Here is a 13,445-nt window from a genome sequence, read left to right as displayed (position 1 = left end):
GTCCGCCCGACCGCGACGAACGGACGCGCTACGCCTCGATCGGGGCGTACCAATCGGCGTTCTCGAGCAGCACCCGCGTGCCGAGGTTCCGGTCCCACACCGGCTCGATGCCGTGCCGCCGGAGGACGGGAAACACCTCGCCGTCGAGCAGGAGCGTCACGTCGGCCGCGTAGAGGGCCTCCCTCGCGTCCTCACTGAGCGCGTCGTAGGCGGCCTCGTCGAACTTCTCGGGCGGAAACGCGCCGTAACCGATGTGGGTCTTCCCGTCCTCGACGAGACGGTCGGTGTCCTGCTGGTGGAAGTACACGTACCCCTTCCAGTGGCGGCTGTCGTCGCGCTCGTCCCAGATCTCACCGGACGCGCAGGTGCCGCAGCACGAGAAGTCCATGCGGGCGACGACACCGTTGGCGTTCAGTTCCTCGAACGCGGCGGTCGTGCGGGACGTGTACGCCCCGATCTCCGCCTGCTGCCGCAGCCGGGCCGTGCGGAGCGCAGCGAACGCGGCCTCGAGCTGTTCCTCGGTGAGCTCGTAGTCCTCGCCGTAGAAGTCGATGAAGTCGTCGACGTCGTCCCGGCCTGTGATCAGCTGATCCCAGATCTGCCGGCCGAGCTCGGCTCGATCGTCCTCGGCGAGGGGCAGTTCGGGAAGAACGGCATAGGGCGGGAACGCATTCGGGTCGGACAACGCGCTCACGGCGCCACCTCCAGACGACTCGTGGAACCGGGCGGATCACCCGGGATCCACGAGATTACCCAGCGCTCCCGACACTCACTTGCCGCAGCCGTTGAACGAGCACATCGTGGGGCTGCAGGCCATCCCCCGTGCGAGGTCGGCGGGGGCGTGCGTGCACTTCATCGCGTGCAGGGCGCGGCTGATCCCCATCCCCGCGGTGCGCAGCGCGCCGGTGACCCGGCTGACGTTGAGACGAACGGTGGGGCCCGTGACCGACAGGGCGCCGGCGATCGTGGTGGGTCCGCTGAAGACCGGAACCGCGACGCTCATGTAGCCCAGTCGCGTCTCCTCGACCTCGACCGCCAGCTGTTCCTTGCGCATCCGCTCGAGCTGCTGGCGCAGGACCGACACCGACATCGTCGTCCGCGACGTGAGCGCGGTGAAGCCCTGCTCGACCACCTCGTCGAACACCGACTGCGGGGAGAACGCCAGGATCATCTTCCCGGTGGCAGTGCAGTACAGCGGCAGCCGGCCGGCGACGCGGGACTGCTGGTTGAGCCCGCGGTGGCCGATGATCTTCTCGATGTAGAGGACGTCGATGCCGTCCCGCACCGCGAAGTGCACGGTCTCCTGCGTCGCCAGCAGCAGGTCCTCCATGTACGGCAGTGCCGCGTCACGCAGGATCCGCTGCCGGGGCACCAACTGTCCCAGCTCGAACAGGCGCAGCCCCAGGCGGTACTTCGTGCCGGCCCGCTCGAGCAGGCCCCACTCGACCAGTTCCCCCGCGAGACGGTGCACCGTGGCCTTGGCGACCCGGCTGCGGCGCGTCAGCTCGGTGAGCGAGAGATCGCTGTGGTCGTTGTCGAAGGCGTCGAGGATCGAGCGGGCCTTCCCCAGCACCGACGACATCTCGCCGCCCTGCCCCCGAGCCGACTGGATCGGCACCACCGAACCGAGATCGACCGATCGCTGCATCGCTGTCGTCACTGCGGCCTCCTGGCACTCTGCGGGGCTCTCTCCGACTCGGAGGTCCGAGCGGTGTAACCCTTTCGGTGTCAGTGACGCTAGGGACCAAAGTCCCGAGACGCACGTCACACGTTCCGCCCAGCGGACCGGTTTCACAGGGTTTACAAATGCCGCGTAACCAGCGTGTCCGCCGTCACCGCGCCGGCGCCGGTGTTCACATTCGCCAGGAACTCGCACACCGCGGTTGCGACCCGGCCCGCGTGCCGTTCGACGAGGGCCACTGTGCCGTCCTCGATGACGACCTCGGTCACCGACGGTGCAGCCGTCAGGTGCGTGCGCAGCTTCGGCAGCGCGGGCATCGAGAACGGGTCCGCTCCCGCACCGATCAGCAGCACGGGCACGGCAACGTCCCCGACCCGGTCCTCCATCCGGTACCGGCCGCACGCCCGATGCCCCTCGGCCGGGTCGACGCCGAAGGCGAGCGCGTCGTGGAGGAACCGGTCCAGCAGGTCCGTGACCGGTTCCGGGTAGTACGGGCGACGCAGATCCCACAGCGTCCGCAGGTGGGCGCCGTCCGGGACACGCTCGGCGCAGTCCACCCCGCCCGCTCCCGTGTGACCGGCACGGTACTCGGCATCCGCCCACGGGCACGACGACAGCACGACGGCGTCGAGTCGTCCATCGTCCGCCGCCGCCATCTCGAGCGCCACGGCCGCACCGGTGTGGTGCCCCAGCACGGTGGCCCGGTCGACGCCCAGGGCGTCGAGCAGCTCCCAGGCCCCCTGCGCGAACACCTCGATGGTCTGCGGGGCGGGAAGCGACGCGCTCGCACCGAACCCCACCATGTCCATCGCGACGACCCGGAAGTTGCTCGCCAGCAACGGAATCAGCTCGCGGAACTCGTCCCACGAGCGCGGGGTCTGGTGCAGCAGCAGGATCACCGGCCCCCGCCCCTGGTCGGCGTAGTGCAGCTGACCGAACGACGTGTCCGCGTAACCGAACCGCACGCCCATCAGTACGCCGCCACCATCGGGGTGTCGACGCCGATCACGTCGATCTTGGCCGCGCCACCCGGATTGCCGACGGGCTCGGCCCGGGTCGGCAGGATCTCCAGGAAGAACCGCTTGGCGTCCTCCTTGTACTCGGGGTCGGCCTTGCGGTCGACGGTGATGGCCTCTACCGGGCAAGCGAGTTCGCATGCGCCGCAGTCGATGCACTCGTTCGGATTGATGTAGAGCTTGCGCTCCCCCTCGTAGATGCAGTCGACCGGGCACTCCTCCATGCAGGACCGGTCCGTGTAGTCGATGCATGCCTCGCCGATGACGAATGCCATTGTTCAGCCCTCCTGTTCGGTGGAATGTCCGGGGAAGATCTCGGCGTCGGGGTCGATCACCGCGGCCGCGTTGTTGACCGCGGTCGCCGCCTCTCCGAAGCCGACCGCGATGAGCCGGACCTTGCCGGGGTAGTCGGTGATGTCGCCGGCCGCGTACACGCGGGGAACCGCGGTCTCCATGCGGGTGTTCACGACGATGTGGCGCGAGTCGATCTCGAGGCCCCACTCCGTCAGCGGACCCAGATCGGCGGTGAAGCCGAGTGCAGCGATGACGGATTGCGCAGGCAAGGTGCTGGTGCTCTTCTCGAGCTTGTGTGCGACGTCCACCTCGGAGATCCAGCCGTTGCCGCGGACCGCGGACACGTCCGCGTTGACGATCATCCGCACACCGCTCTCCCGGACCTTCGTGACCGTCGCCGCGTGCGCACGGAACTTGTCGCGGCGGTGCACCAGGGTGACCGACGACGCGATCGGCTCGAGGTGAACCGCCCAGTCGAAGGCGCTGTCGCCGCCGCCGACGATCACGACGTCCTTGTCGGCGTGCGCCGACAGATCCGGGACGAAGTAGCTCAGCCCGCGATCGAGGAAGTCGAGGCCCTCGGCGAGCGGGCGGGGTGTGAAGGTGCCGATACCGCCGGTGACGATCACCGCACCGGCGGTGACCTTGCGCCCCTTGCTCGTTCCGACGACGGCACGACCGTCCGCGAGGTGTGTGAGGGTCTGCGCCTGCTCCCCGAGCAGGTACTGCGGGTCGTACGGCGCTGCCTGCTCGAGCAGTCCGTCGATCAGATCGCGCCCCTTCACGGAGGGGAATCCGGCGATGTCGAGGATGGCCTTCTCCGGATACATCGCGCTCACCTGGCCGCCGGGCTCGGACAGCGCGTCCAGCACGGCCACCCGCAGGCCCCGGAAACCGGCGTAGTACGCGCCGTAGAGGCCCGCCGGGCCGGCGCCGATGATCAGGATGTCGACCTCGAGCTCGGTCGAGACGTTGGACGAAGCGTTCATGTCGGCAACGCTAATGACGTTGGTGCCCTTGACATATGAAACCGGTCCGGTCAGCAGACTGTGTTCGGTCCCGCACGCAGGGTGCGCACACGCCGAAAGGCGGGCCCACCGGCGAAGGGGAGGTCTGCCGGTTGGCCCGCCGTCACGGCGCGCAGAGGAGTCAGCCGAAGATGTGCGGCTCCTCCGCGGCGATCTTCTGGATGATGGTCGAGTAGGCGAACCAGCCCACCTTCTCGGTACCGACGGCCTCGTACGTCTGCGCGGCGATGTCGTGCTGCAGCGCAACGGGCTCCCCGGCGGCACGCGCGGCCAGCTCGGCCTGCATCGACCGCTCCATCGACACGTACCACCACACGGCGCTCTCGACCGAGGTCCCGACCGTCAGGTGACCGTGGTTGGTGAGTACGACCGCCTTGTTGGGTCCCAGCGCGGCCGCGATGCGCAGTCCCTCCTCCTCGTCGAGCGCGACACCGTGGTACTCGTCGTAGATCGAGTGGTCCTCGTAGAAGGCGCACGCGTCCTGCGTGATCGGGCTCAGCAGACGGTGCAGCGACGAGAACGCCTTGCCCTGCAGCCCGTGTGCGTGCACGGCGCCGACGACGTCCGGTCGCGCCTCGTGCACCTTGGAGTGGATGACGAAGGCGGCCCGGTTGAGTGGCCCGTCGCCCGACAGGATGGTGCCGTCGGAGTCGACGTGCAGCAGCTCGTCCGGTCCGACCTGCGAGAAGTGCCGGCCGAACGGCGCCGTCCAGAACGTGTCGGGACGCTCCGGGTCCCGGGCCGTGATGTGCCCCGAGATGCCCTCGTCGAGACCGAAGCGCGAGAGGATCCGGTAGCCGCCGATCACCGCGACCTTCCGGCGCCGGCGTTCGCTCTCGACGTCGTCGGACTCGGGTCGTCCGGGGATCCCGGCCAACTCGGCGATGGTGGGTGCGTGAGTCATTGCGTCCCTTCTGGTTCGACGGGTGGAGGGGTCTACTTGACGCCGTAGCGGGCGAGGTACCGTGTCGAGAGCAGGCGCAGGATCCGGTCGAACAGGAAGCCCATGATGCCCAGCACGATGATGCCGACGAACGTCCAGTCGATCCGGCCGTAGTTGCGGGCCTGCCAGATCATCGAGCCGATGCCGTGGTCGGCGGCGACGATCTCGGCGGAGACGATCGTCAGGAAGCTGTTGCCCATCGCGAGGCGGGCACCGGTGATGATGCCGGGCACCGACGACGGCAGCACCACCGTCTTCATGAGCTGCAGCTTGCCCGCTCCCAGATTCGCTGCAGCCTGCAGCTTGTTCTCGCTGATCGAGACGGTGGCGGCGATCGTGCTGACGGTGACGATGAAGACCGAGGTGTAGAAGATCAGGACGACCTTGGAGGTCTCACCGATGCCGAACCACACCACCGCGAGGGTCACGAACGCGATCGGCGGGATGAAGCGGAAGAATTCGATGTAGGGGTCGAGGAGTTGCCGCACGATGTTCACGCGGCCCATGAGGATGCCGATCGGCGCACCGATCACGACGCCGAGGCTCCAGCCGATGAGGATGCGCTGCGCGGACGCCCAGATCGACGTCCACAGCACACCGCTCTCGGCCAGTTCGGTTGCGGCCGTCCATACCTCGGCCGGGGAGGCGATGGTCGTCGGTCCGTACCACCAGGCCAGGAACGACCACACCGCCAGGCCGATCGCGGCGGACGCGATCCACAGCAGCGCGGTGCGCACCGCGGCGGCGGACGCACCGGCACTGCGGCGGCGGGTGCGGGGTGTGCGCGCGGCGCGCGCGGTGGTGGGGGTATCGGCCACGGCGGTCACAGCTGGTCCTCCTCGATGCCCTGGTTGCGCAGCGACGCCACGACCTCGGCGCGGATGTCGTCCCGCAGTTGCTCGTACAGATCGATCACCTCGGGATGGGCGCGATCGCGCGGCCGGGGTGCATCCACCTCGTAGATGCTCTTGATGCGCGCTTTCGGTCCCGCTGACATCACGACGACGCGGTCCGCCAGGGTGAGCGCCTCGTCGATGTCGTGCGTGACGAAGACGACGGTGCAGCCGGTGTGCCGCCAGATCTTGTCGAGTTCGGTCTGCAGCACCTGACGGGTCTGGGCGTCGAGCGCGCCGAACGGCTCGTCCATCAGGACGAGGGACGGCTGGTTCGCGAGGACGCGGGCGATCTGCACGCGCTGACGCATGCCGCCCGAGAGCTGGGCCGGGAACTTGTCACCGGCGTGCGGCAGACCGACCATCGCCAGGTACTCGGCGGCGATCCGGGCCTGGGCCGCCTTGTCGGCGCCGTGCATGCGGGGTCCGTACGCCACGTTCTGACTAACGGTCATCCACTCGAAGAGCGCCTCCGAGCTCTGGAAGACCATGCCCGCGTGCGGGTTGCTCCCGTAGACCTCGTCACCGTCGCACACGATCTCGCCGGCGGAGGGCTTCACAAAGCCCGCCATCGCCGAGAGCAGGGTCGACTTGCCGCAGCCGCTCGGGCCGAGCAGGCAGACGAACTCGCCCGGCCGGACGTCGAGATCGATACCCGAGACGATCTCGGCGGCACCGAAACTGATGCCCAGATCGCGGACGTCGATGGGGACGCCCTTGATGGTGGTTGTCGCTGTCATTGCTTGTCCTCCTGATACCAATCGAGCAGCATCGCCGAGGTGAGGTCGGGCTGCTCGGAGAGAACGCCGATCTTCTTGTAGAAGTCGACGATCGACTGCGCGGACTCCACGTCCTTCTCGGTGAGATTCTCGACACCGAAATCGATTTCGCTCACTGCAGTGACGGTCTGGTCCTCGGCCACGTTGACGGCCTTCTTGGTCGCGGCGGCCGCCGTCTGCGGGTCGGACTCGACCCGCTCGCTCGCCTGGGCGAGCACCTTCGCGATCTTGCGGGCGGTGTCCTCGTTCTGGTCCAGCCACGGGGCCGTCGTGATGGCCCAGTGGTGGTAGAACCAGTCGTAGTCGCCGGTGACCGCGACGACGTGCCCGCTGCCCTGCGAGAGCGCGGTGGCCGGCCACGGCTCCCACAGCACGTAACCGTCGATGTCGCCGCGGCTGAGGAGCGCGGGCATGTCCGTCGGTGTCGCCGAGACCATCTCGACTGCGCCCGGGGCGATTCCGTTGGCCTCGAGGTACTTGTCCGTCGAGATCTGGCTCAGTCCGGGAACGATGCCCATCTTCTTGATGCCGGCCGCCGAGTCGACCCCGTTGCGCAGGACGACCTTGATGTAGTCGCCGGACACCTCGTACGAGTACATGGCCCGCAGCGACGGGTTCTGACGCAGCTGCGCGATGGTCGTGGTGTCGGAGCTGCCCGCCACCTGGACCTGACCGGTGGCCAGCGCGTCGACGGCCTCACCGCCACGGCCGAACTGGACCAGCTGGACGTCGAGTCCCTCGTCCGCGAACATCCCCTCCTGATCGGCCACGAAGAACGGCGCGTAGGACGCGTCGATGCCCACCGCGATCCGGAGCGGGCCGCCCCCGGTGTCGGCCGTGCTCTGGGTGGCGGGCCGGCTGCACGCCCCCGCGGCCACCGTGAGAACAAGTGCTGCTGATGCAAGGGTCACCTTGCCGAATGTCGATCGCCAGGCCATGTGTGCACACCTTCGTTCTGTGATCTGCGCCGCATTTGCGGGGTCGTGGTGAAGAAACCTAACGGCGCGGAAGAGCGGCGAAAACCAACGCGGTCCACCGTGCGGACCGGGCCGGAGAACTTACCGCCGCGCAACATCGCTCCTGGTCCGACAGGATTGTTCGAAATGCAAAGGAAACAAATTGGACGTGGCTCACAGCGTCCACCGCGGCGCGCCACCGTGGCACACGCGCGCGACGTTGGCGGCCGTCATCTCGTAGATCCGGCGCCTCGCGGTGACGCTGCCACCGGCCACGTGCGGACTGAGCAGCACCCGGTCGAGCCGGCACAGGTCGCTGTCCGGTGCGAGCGGTTCGTGGTCGAAGACGTCCAGCACCGCCCCGCCCAGACGCCCGGATCGCAGCGCGGCCGCCAGCTCGTCCGTCCGGACAACCGGGCCGCGGGCGACGTTCACGACGATCGCCCCCTCCGGCAGTCGGGCGAGTTCACGAGCACCGATCGACCCGCGGGTCGACGGCGTCAACGGCACCGCGAGCACCAGGACGTCCGACACGGCGAGCAGGTCGTCGAGCGGGAGATGTCGTGCCGTCGCGTCGGCCCTCGGACGGCGTGCCGTGTACGCGACCTCGCAGCCGAAGGCCGCGAACAGACCGGCACAGCGTCGGCCGATGTCGCCGAACCCGACGATCCCCACCCGGCGATCACCGAGGTCGCGACAGCCCTGTTCGAGGATGCGGTCCTGCGGCCACTCCCCCGCACGGATCCTGTCGTCGGCCCAGCCGATCGAGCGGCTCAGGCTCGCGGAAGCGACGACCGCCCATTCCGCCACCGAGGCCGCGTTGGCACCGGGCGTGTTGGCCACCGGAACGCCGACCCGGCGCCACGCGTCGACGTCGATCCAGTTGACCCCGACGCCCGGTTGCTGGACGAGCCGAAGATGACCTCCGATCTCGGTTTCGTCTGCGCCCATGGGTAATTCACCACTCCAATCGCCGACGACGATGTCGACATCGGGCAGCAGGGCGCGTAGCTCGGTCCGTGTGCGGGTGGTCGGTCGGACCACCTCGACGTCCTGCGTCGTGTCGCGCAGGAGGCGTCCCAGGACATCGTCATCGTCCGGAGCCAACAACAGGATCCGCATCGCGGAACCGTCCTCTCGATGCGTGGAGCCGGCCACGCGACGCGCGGCCGGCTCCACGAACTGTGTTGCGGGGAAGGCGACTCAGGCGACGCTGCGTGCCTGCGCGGACGCCTTCGCCAGGAACTCGAGGCTGAGCGGGTTGTAGAGCGCCGCCTGCTCGTGCTGCGGCCAGTGCCCGCACTCGGGGTAGAGCTGCAGCTGCGCGCCGGGAATGTCCGCGGCCATCTTCTTCGCCTCCGGCACGTCACCGAACGGGTTCTCGTGACCCCACACCACCAACGTGGGCGCCTGGATCCGGGCGAGCCGATCGGGACGCAGCAGGTTGCGTTGGCGGGTCTCCATGTCCTGCAGGGACAGCAGGTTGTGGATGTTCGCGACGAAGTCCGGCTGGTGGTAGATCCGGTGCCGCGCCTCGACGAGCTCCTCGGTGGCGTTCACCGGGTCGTGCATCAGCAGCCGCAGCCGCGCCCGGGTGAGCTCGACGTCGTCGCTCTGCACCGCCTTGGTCGTCGAGGTGCGGATACGCTCCATGACCTCCGGGTTGGCGACGGTGCCGCCGGCCGCGAGCAGCTGCAGCGACAGCACCCGCTCGGGCTGCTCGCTGGCGAGGTGGGCCGCGACCCAGCCGCCGAGGGACTCGCCCACCAGATGGGCCTTCTCCAGGCCGACGGCGTCGAGGTAGTTCACGAGATGCTCGACGTAGCGCGGAATCTCGTACGGGTAGTCCGGCTTTCCGGTGTAGCCGTGGCCGAGCATGTCGATCGCGTGGCACTCGTAGTGCTCGGCGTGTACCGCGATGTTGCGCGCGAAGGCCTCGAGGTGGCCGCTGGTGCCGTGCAGGAACACCACCGCCTCGTCACCGGATCCGGCCTGCAGCGAGCGGGTGGGGATGCCCGCGGCGTCGACGGTCTTGACCGCGAAGTCGAGGCCGGCCAGTTCGTTCCAGATTGTCATGAGTGTGTCCTTTGCAGAAGGGATGGGAGTGGATGTCAGTGCGCCGCCGGCGCCGCCGCGGGGTCCAGAACCACGACGCCCATTCCGGTGAGCCATTCCGGAATCGCTTCGTAGGCAAGTCGTTCGGCGGGGATGTAGTCCATCATCGCGGCCATCATCAGCCACGTGCGCAGTTCCTGGGCGCCATTGCCCGCCTCGGCCTCGATGTCCGCGCTCGTGTAGCCGGCCAGTTCACCGGCCTTGCCGACCGCGAACAGGTCGAGGATCCGGTCGTCGAACTCGGGTGAGATCGCGGCCTCGGCGGCGCGGATGATCTGGCGACGGCGCACGTCGTAGTCGGACCAGTTCTCCCGGCCGTCGAGCCAGGCCTGGACCATGAAGTCCTCGTCCTCGCCGTGCGGGTCCCGCCAGTCCGGCCACGGCAGCCGGTGCGACAGCCCGCCCGAGGCGACGACGACGACCCGCTTGTCGCCGGGGTACGACTCGATCGTGTCACGCAATGCGAGGGCGAGGCCCTCGCACCGCTCGAACGTCGGCAGCGGAGGGGCGAACACGTTGACCACGAGCGGGACGATCGGGACGTCGAGCCCCGCCAGCAGATACTGGATCGCGTGCGACTGGCCGTGATCGATCTGTAGACGCGCCGAGAACGCCAGGTCGAACCGGCCACTCTCGACCACGCCGTCTGCGAGGTGACGCGCGAGATCGACGTCGACCTTCTGCGGGCCCTTCGGCGTTCCGGATTCCCCGCTCGCGTTGCACTCGCCCACCCCGAGAGTGAACGGGGGGATGAGGTCGAGCCAGAAGCCACGGAAGTGGTTGGACCCCAGCAGGACGACCACGTCGGGCCGCGCGGCGGCGATGCGGTCGCGTACCACCCCCAGGGCGTCGCGGAACCGCTCGGCCTCCGCCTTGTGCGTCGTCTCCTCCCAGTGCGTGTTCATGAGGGTGCTGTGCGATGCACCGACCCCCAGCACCAGTTTCGCCATCAGTCGATCCCCACTTCCTCGAGAGACCGGGTCACGGTGTCGACGGCGACCCGGATCAGGTAACGCGTGAGGCGTTCCGCCTCGCGCAGGTCCACGGTGTTCATGCCCATCGCGAAATCGACCTCGAACGGGGCGTCGGTCACCTTCGGCATCCCGACCCGCACGGTCGGGATGCCCCGACCGCGCAGGATGTTCGCGTCGGTCGCACCGCTGGCGTCGTGGAACTCGTGGTGCGGTCCGCCCTCGAACGCCTCCCATGCCTCGATCGCGCTGCGACACAGCCACATCTGCTCGTCGGACGACTCCCCCGGGATGGCCAGGACCTGTTCGACGTCGATCCGCGCGTCCAGGTCGGCGGCGATGGTCCGCACCGCCTCCACCAGCTCGCGTCTTGCCGCCGACGGCGTGGTCCGCGGGCTCAGCCGCAGATCCACCATCATCCGGACCTGTCCCGGTGTGAAGGACGCGGTGCGCTCCCAGCCACCACGGATGTTCGCGACCATCCCCTGCGGGAGCACCAGGCCGTCCCGGTGCCGGCTCGAGTACTGCGGGAACCATTCCTCGAGCCGCAGCGCCACCTCACCGGCCAGCGCGACCGGGTTCCGGTAGGGCAGCCGGTGCCGCGAGCCGACGTAGGTGTGGCTGCCGTGCACCGTGATCTCGAACCACGCGAGCCCCACCTCCTCCCACGACACCGTCCAGCCGGGCTTGGCGATGAGCGCGAAGTCTGCCCACACGCCCTGCTCGAGCAGGTACGAGCAGCCGACTCCCTGACCGGTGTTCAGCCGTGGATTGCCCACGCCCGGACGGGCGTTGGTCGGCATGCCGCCGGCGCCGAAGCCGACCAGGAGGTCGCCTGTCAGCGGGATCTCCGCGGCCCGGATCGCCTCCACGGCCGCCATGACGCATGCCGCGTGCCCCTTGGGATTCGACGCCCCGAGACCGATGACGTAGTCGCCGTCGACGGCGGCCTCGGCACACAGATCCGGCCGTAGTGTCTCCGCGGCCCACGGCACGTCCTCCGCGGCGTTGCCGCTCGTGACGGTGTCGATCGGCGCGTAGAGCAGCAGGTCCGGCCCGCTCCCGTCGCCGCGCACCCGGCCCCACGAGTTCGCCTGCCGGTCGTCGAGGTACATCGTGTGCGCCTCGACCCCACCGGTCGTCAGTGCGTTCGTGATGTGCCGGGCGAGCGGGGCCTCGTCCCCCGTCGGGCTGGCGATGTCCACCAGCCCGACCGTCAGTTCGCGCAGTCGCTCGCGATCCACCTTCCCCCACGCCTGATCGACCCAGCGGCGGCGCTCCTCGTCGAGACCGGCGAGGGGATCGACGGTCCCGGGGGTCACGAGTTGACCTGGTGTACCTGAGTATTGCTGCGGGCTGCGACGAAGCGCCAGGCCACGGGCGCCCCGGCTGCAAGCAGGACACCGAGCGTCACGCTCACGAGAGTCTTGAACATCGTCTTCTCCTCTAGTCCGAAGCGGCCGGGGTGTGCGGTGCCGCTGCGGCATCGCCCGATTCCGCGGCGGGGGTGGCTCGGCGGCGCTCACGCACCGGGCGGGTCGGTGGCTGCGGGGTGTGCGCCACCGCGGCGGCGATCTTCTCGGCGTACTCCTCCTCGGCGAGGTTGCGCCACGCGGTGAGCGAGATGTCGGGGCGGTAGAGCTTCTCCGGCGGCGCGTCGGTGACGCGGACCATCCACTCGTCCTGGCCCGAGAACTGGCCGTGGAACAACCAGCGGATCGCGCCGAGGTACTTGGCGTAGAAGCCGAGCTTCGCTGTGCCGGTGACGAAGTTGACCATGAGGCCCACGTACTGGTGGTTGTCCTCGTCGACCGGGACGTAGAACTCGTAGTGGATGAAGTTCGGGTAGGCGATCCGCAGCACGCCGGGCATCGACAGCGAGGCGAAGCCCGGGAACTTCTGGGCCTCGATCACGGGGTTCACCTTCAGGCCCGCACCGACGTTGCCGATCTGCGAGATCTGGGTCTCGTCGGGCTTCTTCTTCCACCAGCGCTTGTTGGTCCACTTGCCCACGCCGGGGAAGTCCGCCTCCCAGTAGACCTCCTCCTGCACTCGGAAGAGCCACCGGCCCTCGGGCACGATGCTGGTGATGTTCCACGTGGGCATGGGCTTGAACAGCCGCCACAGCGCGGTGCGGTGCAGGTACTTGGCGTGCCCCTCGTCGAAGCCGTTCTCGCACGCGAATCGCCAGTTGCCGCCGCGCGGTTGGATGCGGCCGCCCACGATGCCCTCGTTCTCGACGAGTTCGCGGGGCAACTGCTCGTCGATCGGCGGCGCGGGCTCCTCCGCGATCGGAATGTAGACCCACACCAGACCGAGCCGTTCCTCGATGGCGTACGTCCGGACGGAGAGCTTGCCGCAGATCTTCGAGTCGGGTCCGTCGGTGATGACCGCGGCCAGTTTGCCGTCGTTCAGCCGGAACGTCCAGCCGTGGTACGGGCAGCTGACGGTGCCCGGGAACTGCTGGTCGCCCTCCGACAGCGGCACACCGCGGTGCGGGCAACGGTCGTGCAGCGCATACACTTTGCCGCTGTCACGAATGATGGCGAGCTTCTCGCCGCAGATCGTGTAGCTCTTGGGATCCTTGGTGATGTGGCTGGACCACGTCACCGGGTACCAGTAGCCCCGGTAGCCGCTGCCGGCCTCGTTGTATCGGGGCCACGCCGTCCAGTCCTGCCGACCGGCCGCGCGCGGCCTCTCCGGGAGCGCCTGCGTGGCGTCCGGCGCCTCGACACCAGTCATGTGAAGTCCTCTCGACACGAGATCTTT

The 13,445-nt window shown here is 68.7% G+C and carries 14 protein-coding genes; all 14 read right to left on the bottom strand.

The features are described 5' to 3' along the window. Positions 1 to 28 precede the first annotated feature (28 nt). Positions 29 to 694: a DUF6891 domain-containing protein gene (locus ABI214_RS16020; RefSeq protein WP_348603510.1), complete on the bottom strand. Its 666-nt coding sequence runs from the start codon at positions 692 to 694 to the stop codon at positions 29 to 31. Between the two features lie 75 nt (positions 695 to 769). Continuing rightward, entirely contained in the window at positions 770 to 1,660 is an 891-nt protein-coding gene (locus tag ABI214_RS16015) for an IclR family transcriptional regulator (protein WP_225017833.1), read from the bottom strand. Between the two features lie 140 nt (positions 1,661 to 1,800). Continuing rightward, a complete protein-coding gene (locus ABI214_RS16010) occupies positions 1,801 to 2,652 on the bottom strand; it encodes an alpha/beta fold hydrolase (RefSeq protein WP_348603509.1) in 852 nt (283 codons plus the stop codon). Then, entirely contained in the window at positions 2,652 to 2,972 is a 321-nt protein-coding gene (locus ABI214_RS16005; RefSeq protein WP_225017837.1) for a 4Fe-4S dicluster domain-containing protein, read from the bottom strand. The genes ABI214_RS16010 and ABI214_RS16005 overlap by 1 nt, the downstream gene beginning before the upstream one ends. 3 nt (positions 2,973 to 2,975) lie before the next feature. Then, positions 2,976 to 3,980 (bottom strand): NAD(P)/FAD-dependent oxidoreductase, encoded by a 1,005-nt coding sequence (locus ABI214_RS16000; RefSeq protein ID WP_348603508.1) that lies wholly within the window; start codon positions 3,978 to 3,980, stop codon positions 2,976 to 2,978. Positions 3,981 to 4,140: 160 nt separating this feature from the next. Continuing rightward, positions 4,141 to 4,923 (bottom strand): class II aldolase/adducin family protein, encoded by a 783-nt coding sequence (locus ABI214_RS15995; RefSeq protein ID WP_348603507.1) that lies wholly within the window; start codon positions 4,921 to 4,923, stop codon positions 4,141 to 4,143. 32 nt (positions 4,924 to 4,955) lie between these two features. After that, complete coding sequence (locus ABI214_RS15990; RefSeq protein ID WP_348603506.1) at positions 4,956 to 5,789, bottom strand: ABC transporter permease; 834 nt, start codon at positions 5,787 to 5,789, stop codon at positions 4,956 to 4,958. Beyond that, entirely contained in the window at positions 5,786 to 6,595 is an 810-nt protein-coding gene (locus tag ABI214_RS15985) for an ABC transporter ATP-binding protein (protein WP_225017844.1), read from the bottom strand. Before ABI214_RS15985 ends, ABI214_RS15990 begins: the two co-directional genes overlap by 4 nt. Next, on the bottom strand, positions 6,592 to 7,545 hold the full coding sequence (locus ABI214_RS15980; RefSeq protein ID WP_348603505.1) for an ABC transporter substrate-binding protein: 954 nt from the start codon (positions 7,543 to 7,545) through the stop codon (positions 6,592 to 6,594). The genes ABI214_RS15985 and ABI214_RS15980 overlap by 4 nt, the downstream gene beginning before the upstream one ends. A 219-nt stretch (positions 7,546 to 7,764) precedes the next feature. Beyond that, the gene (locus ABI214_RS15975) at positions 7,765 to 8,712 is read right to left on the bottom strand and encodes a 2-hydroxyacid dehydrogenase (protein ID WP_348603504.1); all 948 of its coding nucleotides are present in this window, start codon (positions 8,710 to 8,712) and stop codon (positions 7,765 to 7,767) included. 81 nt (positions 8,713 to 8,793) lie between these two features. After that, complete coding sequence (locus ABI214_RS15970; protein WP_348603503.1) at positions 8,794 to 9,666, bottom strand: alpha/beta fold hydrolase; 873 nt, start codon at positions 9,664 to 9,666, stop codon at positions 8,794 to 8,796. 35 nt (positions 9,667 to 9,701) lie between these two features. Further along, complete coding sequence (locus tag ABI214_RS15965; protein WP_348603502.1) at positions 9,702 to 10,655, bottom strand: catechol 1,2-dioxygenase; 954 nt, start codon at positions 10,653 to 10,655, stop codon at positions 9,702 to 9,704. Next, complete coding sequence (locus ABI214_RS15960; protein WP_348603501.1) at positions 10,655 to 11,998, bottom strand: M20 family metallopeptidase; 1,344 nt, start codon at positions 11,996 to 11,998, stop codon at positions 10,655 to 10,657. The genes ABI214_RS15965 and ABI214_RS15960 overlap by 1 nt, the downstream gene beginning before the upstream one ends. Before the next feature lie 124 nt (positions 11,999 to 12,122). Further along, on the bottom strand, positions 12,123 to 13,418 hold the full coding sequence (locus ABI214_RS15955) for an aromatic ring-hydroxylating oxygenase subunit alpha (protein ID WP_348603500.1): 1,296 nt from the start codon (positions 13,416 to 13,418) through the stop codon (positions 12,123 to 12,125). Positions 13,419 to 13,445 lie beyond the last annotated feature (27 nt).

This window comes from Prescottella soli, from assembly GCF_040024445.1.
GTDB classification, from domain to species: domain Bacteria; phylum Actinomycetota; class Actinomycetes; order Mycobacteriales; family Mycobacteriaceae; genus Prescottella; species Prescottella soli.
This window is presented reverse-complemented; position numbering and strand designations above follow the sequence as displayed.

What these genes read in the sequence shown, in the direction of transcription:
- ABI214_RS16010 (WP_348603509.1), bottom strand. Translation starts at nt 2,652, where the DNA reads ATGGGCGTGCGGTTCGGTTACGCGGACACGTCGTTCGGTCAGCTGCAC.
- ABI214_RS16005 (WP_225017837.1), bottom strand. Translation starts at nt 2,972, where the DNA reads ATGGCATTCGTCATCGGCGAGGCATGCATCGACTACACGGACCGGTCC.
- ABI214_RS16000 (WP_348603508.1), bottom strand. Translation starts at nt 3,980, where the DNA reads ATGAACGCTTCGTCCAACGTCTCGACCGAGCTCGAGGTCGACATCCTG.
- ABI214_RS15995 (WP_348603507.1), bottom strand. Translation starts at nt 4,923, where the DNA reads ATGACTCACGCACCCACCATCGCCGAGTTGGCCGGGATCCCCGGACGA.
- ABI214_RS15985 (WP_225017844.1), bottom strand. Translation starts at nt 6,595, where the DNA reads ATGACAGCGACAACCACCATCAAGGGCGTCCCCATCGACGTCCGCGAT.
- ABI214_RS15975 (WP_348603504.1), bottom strand. Translation starts at nt 8,712, where the DNA reads ATGCGGATCCTGTTGTTGGCTCCGGACGATGACGATGTCCTGGGACGC.
- ABI214_RS15970 (WP_348603503.1), bottom strand. Translation starts at nt 9,666, where the DNA reads ATGACAATCTGGAACGAACTGGCCGGCCTCGACTTCGCGGTCAAGACC.
- ABI214_RS15965 (WP_348603502.1), bottom strand. Translation starts at nt 10,655, where the DNA reads ATGGCGAAACTGGTGCTGGGGGTCGGTGCATCGCACAGCACCCTCATG.
- ABI214_RS15955 (WP_348603500.1), bottom strand. Translation starts at nt 13,418, where the DNA reads ATGACTGGTGTCGAGGCGCCGGACGCCACGCAGGCGCTCCCGGAGAGG.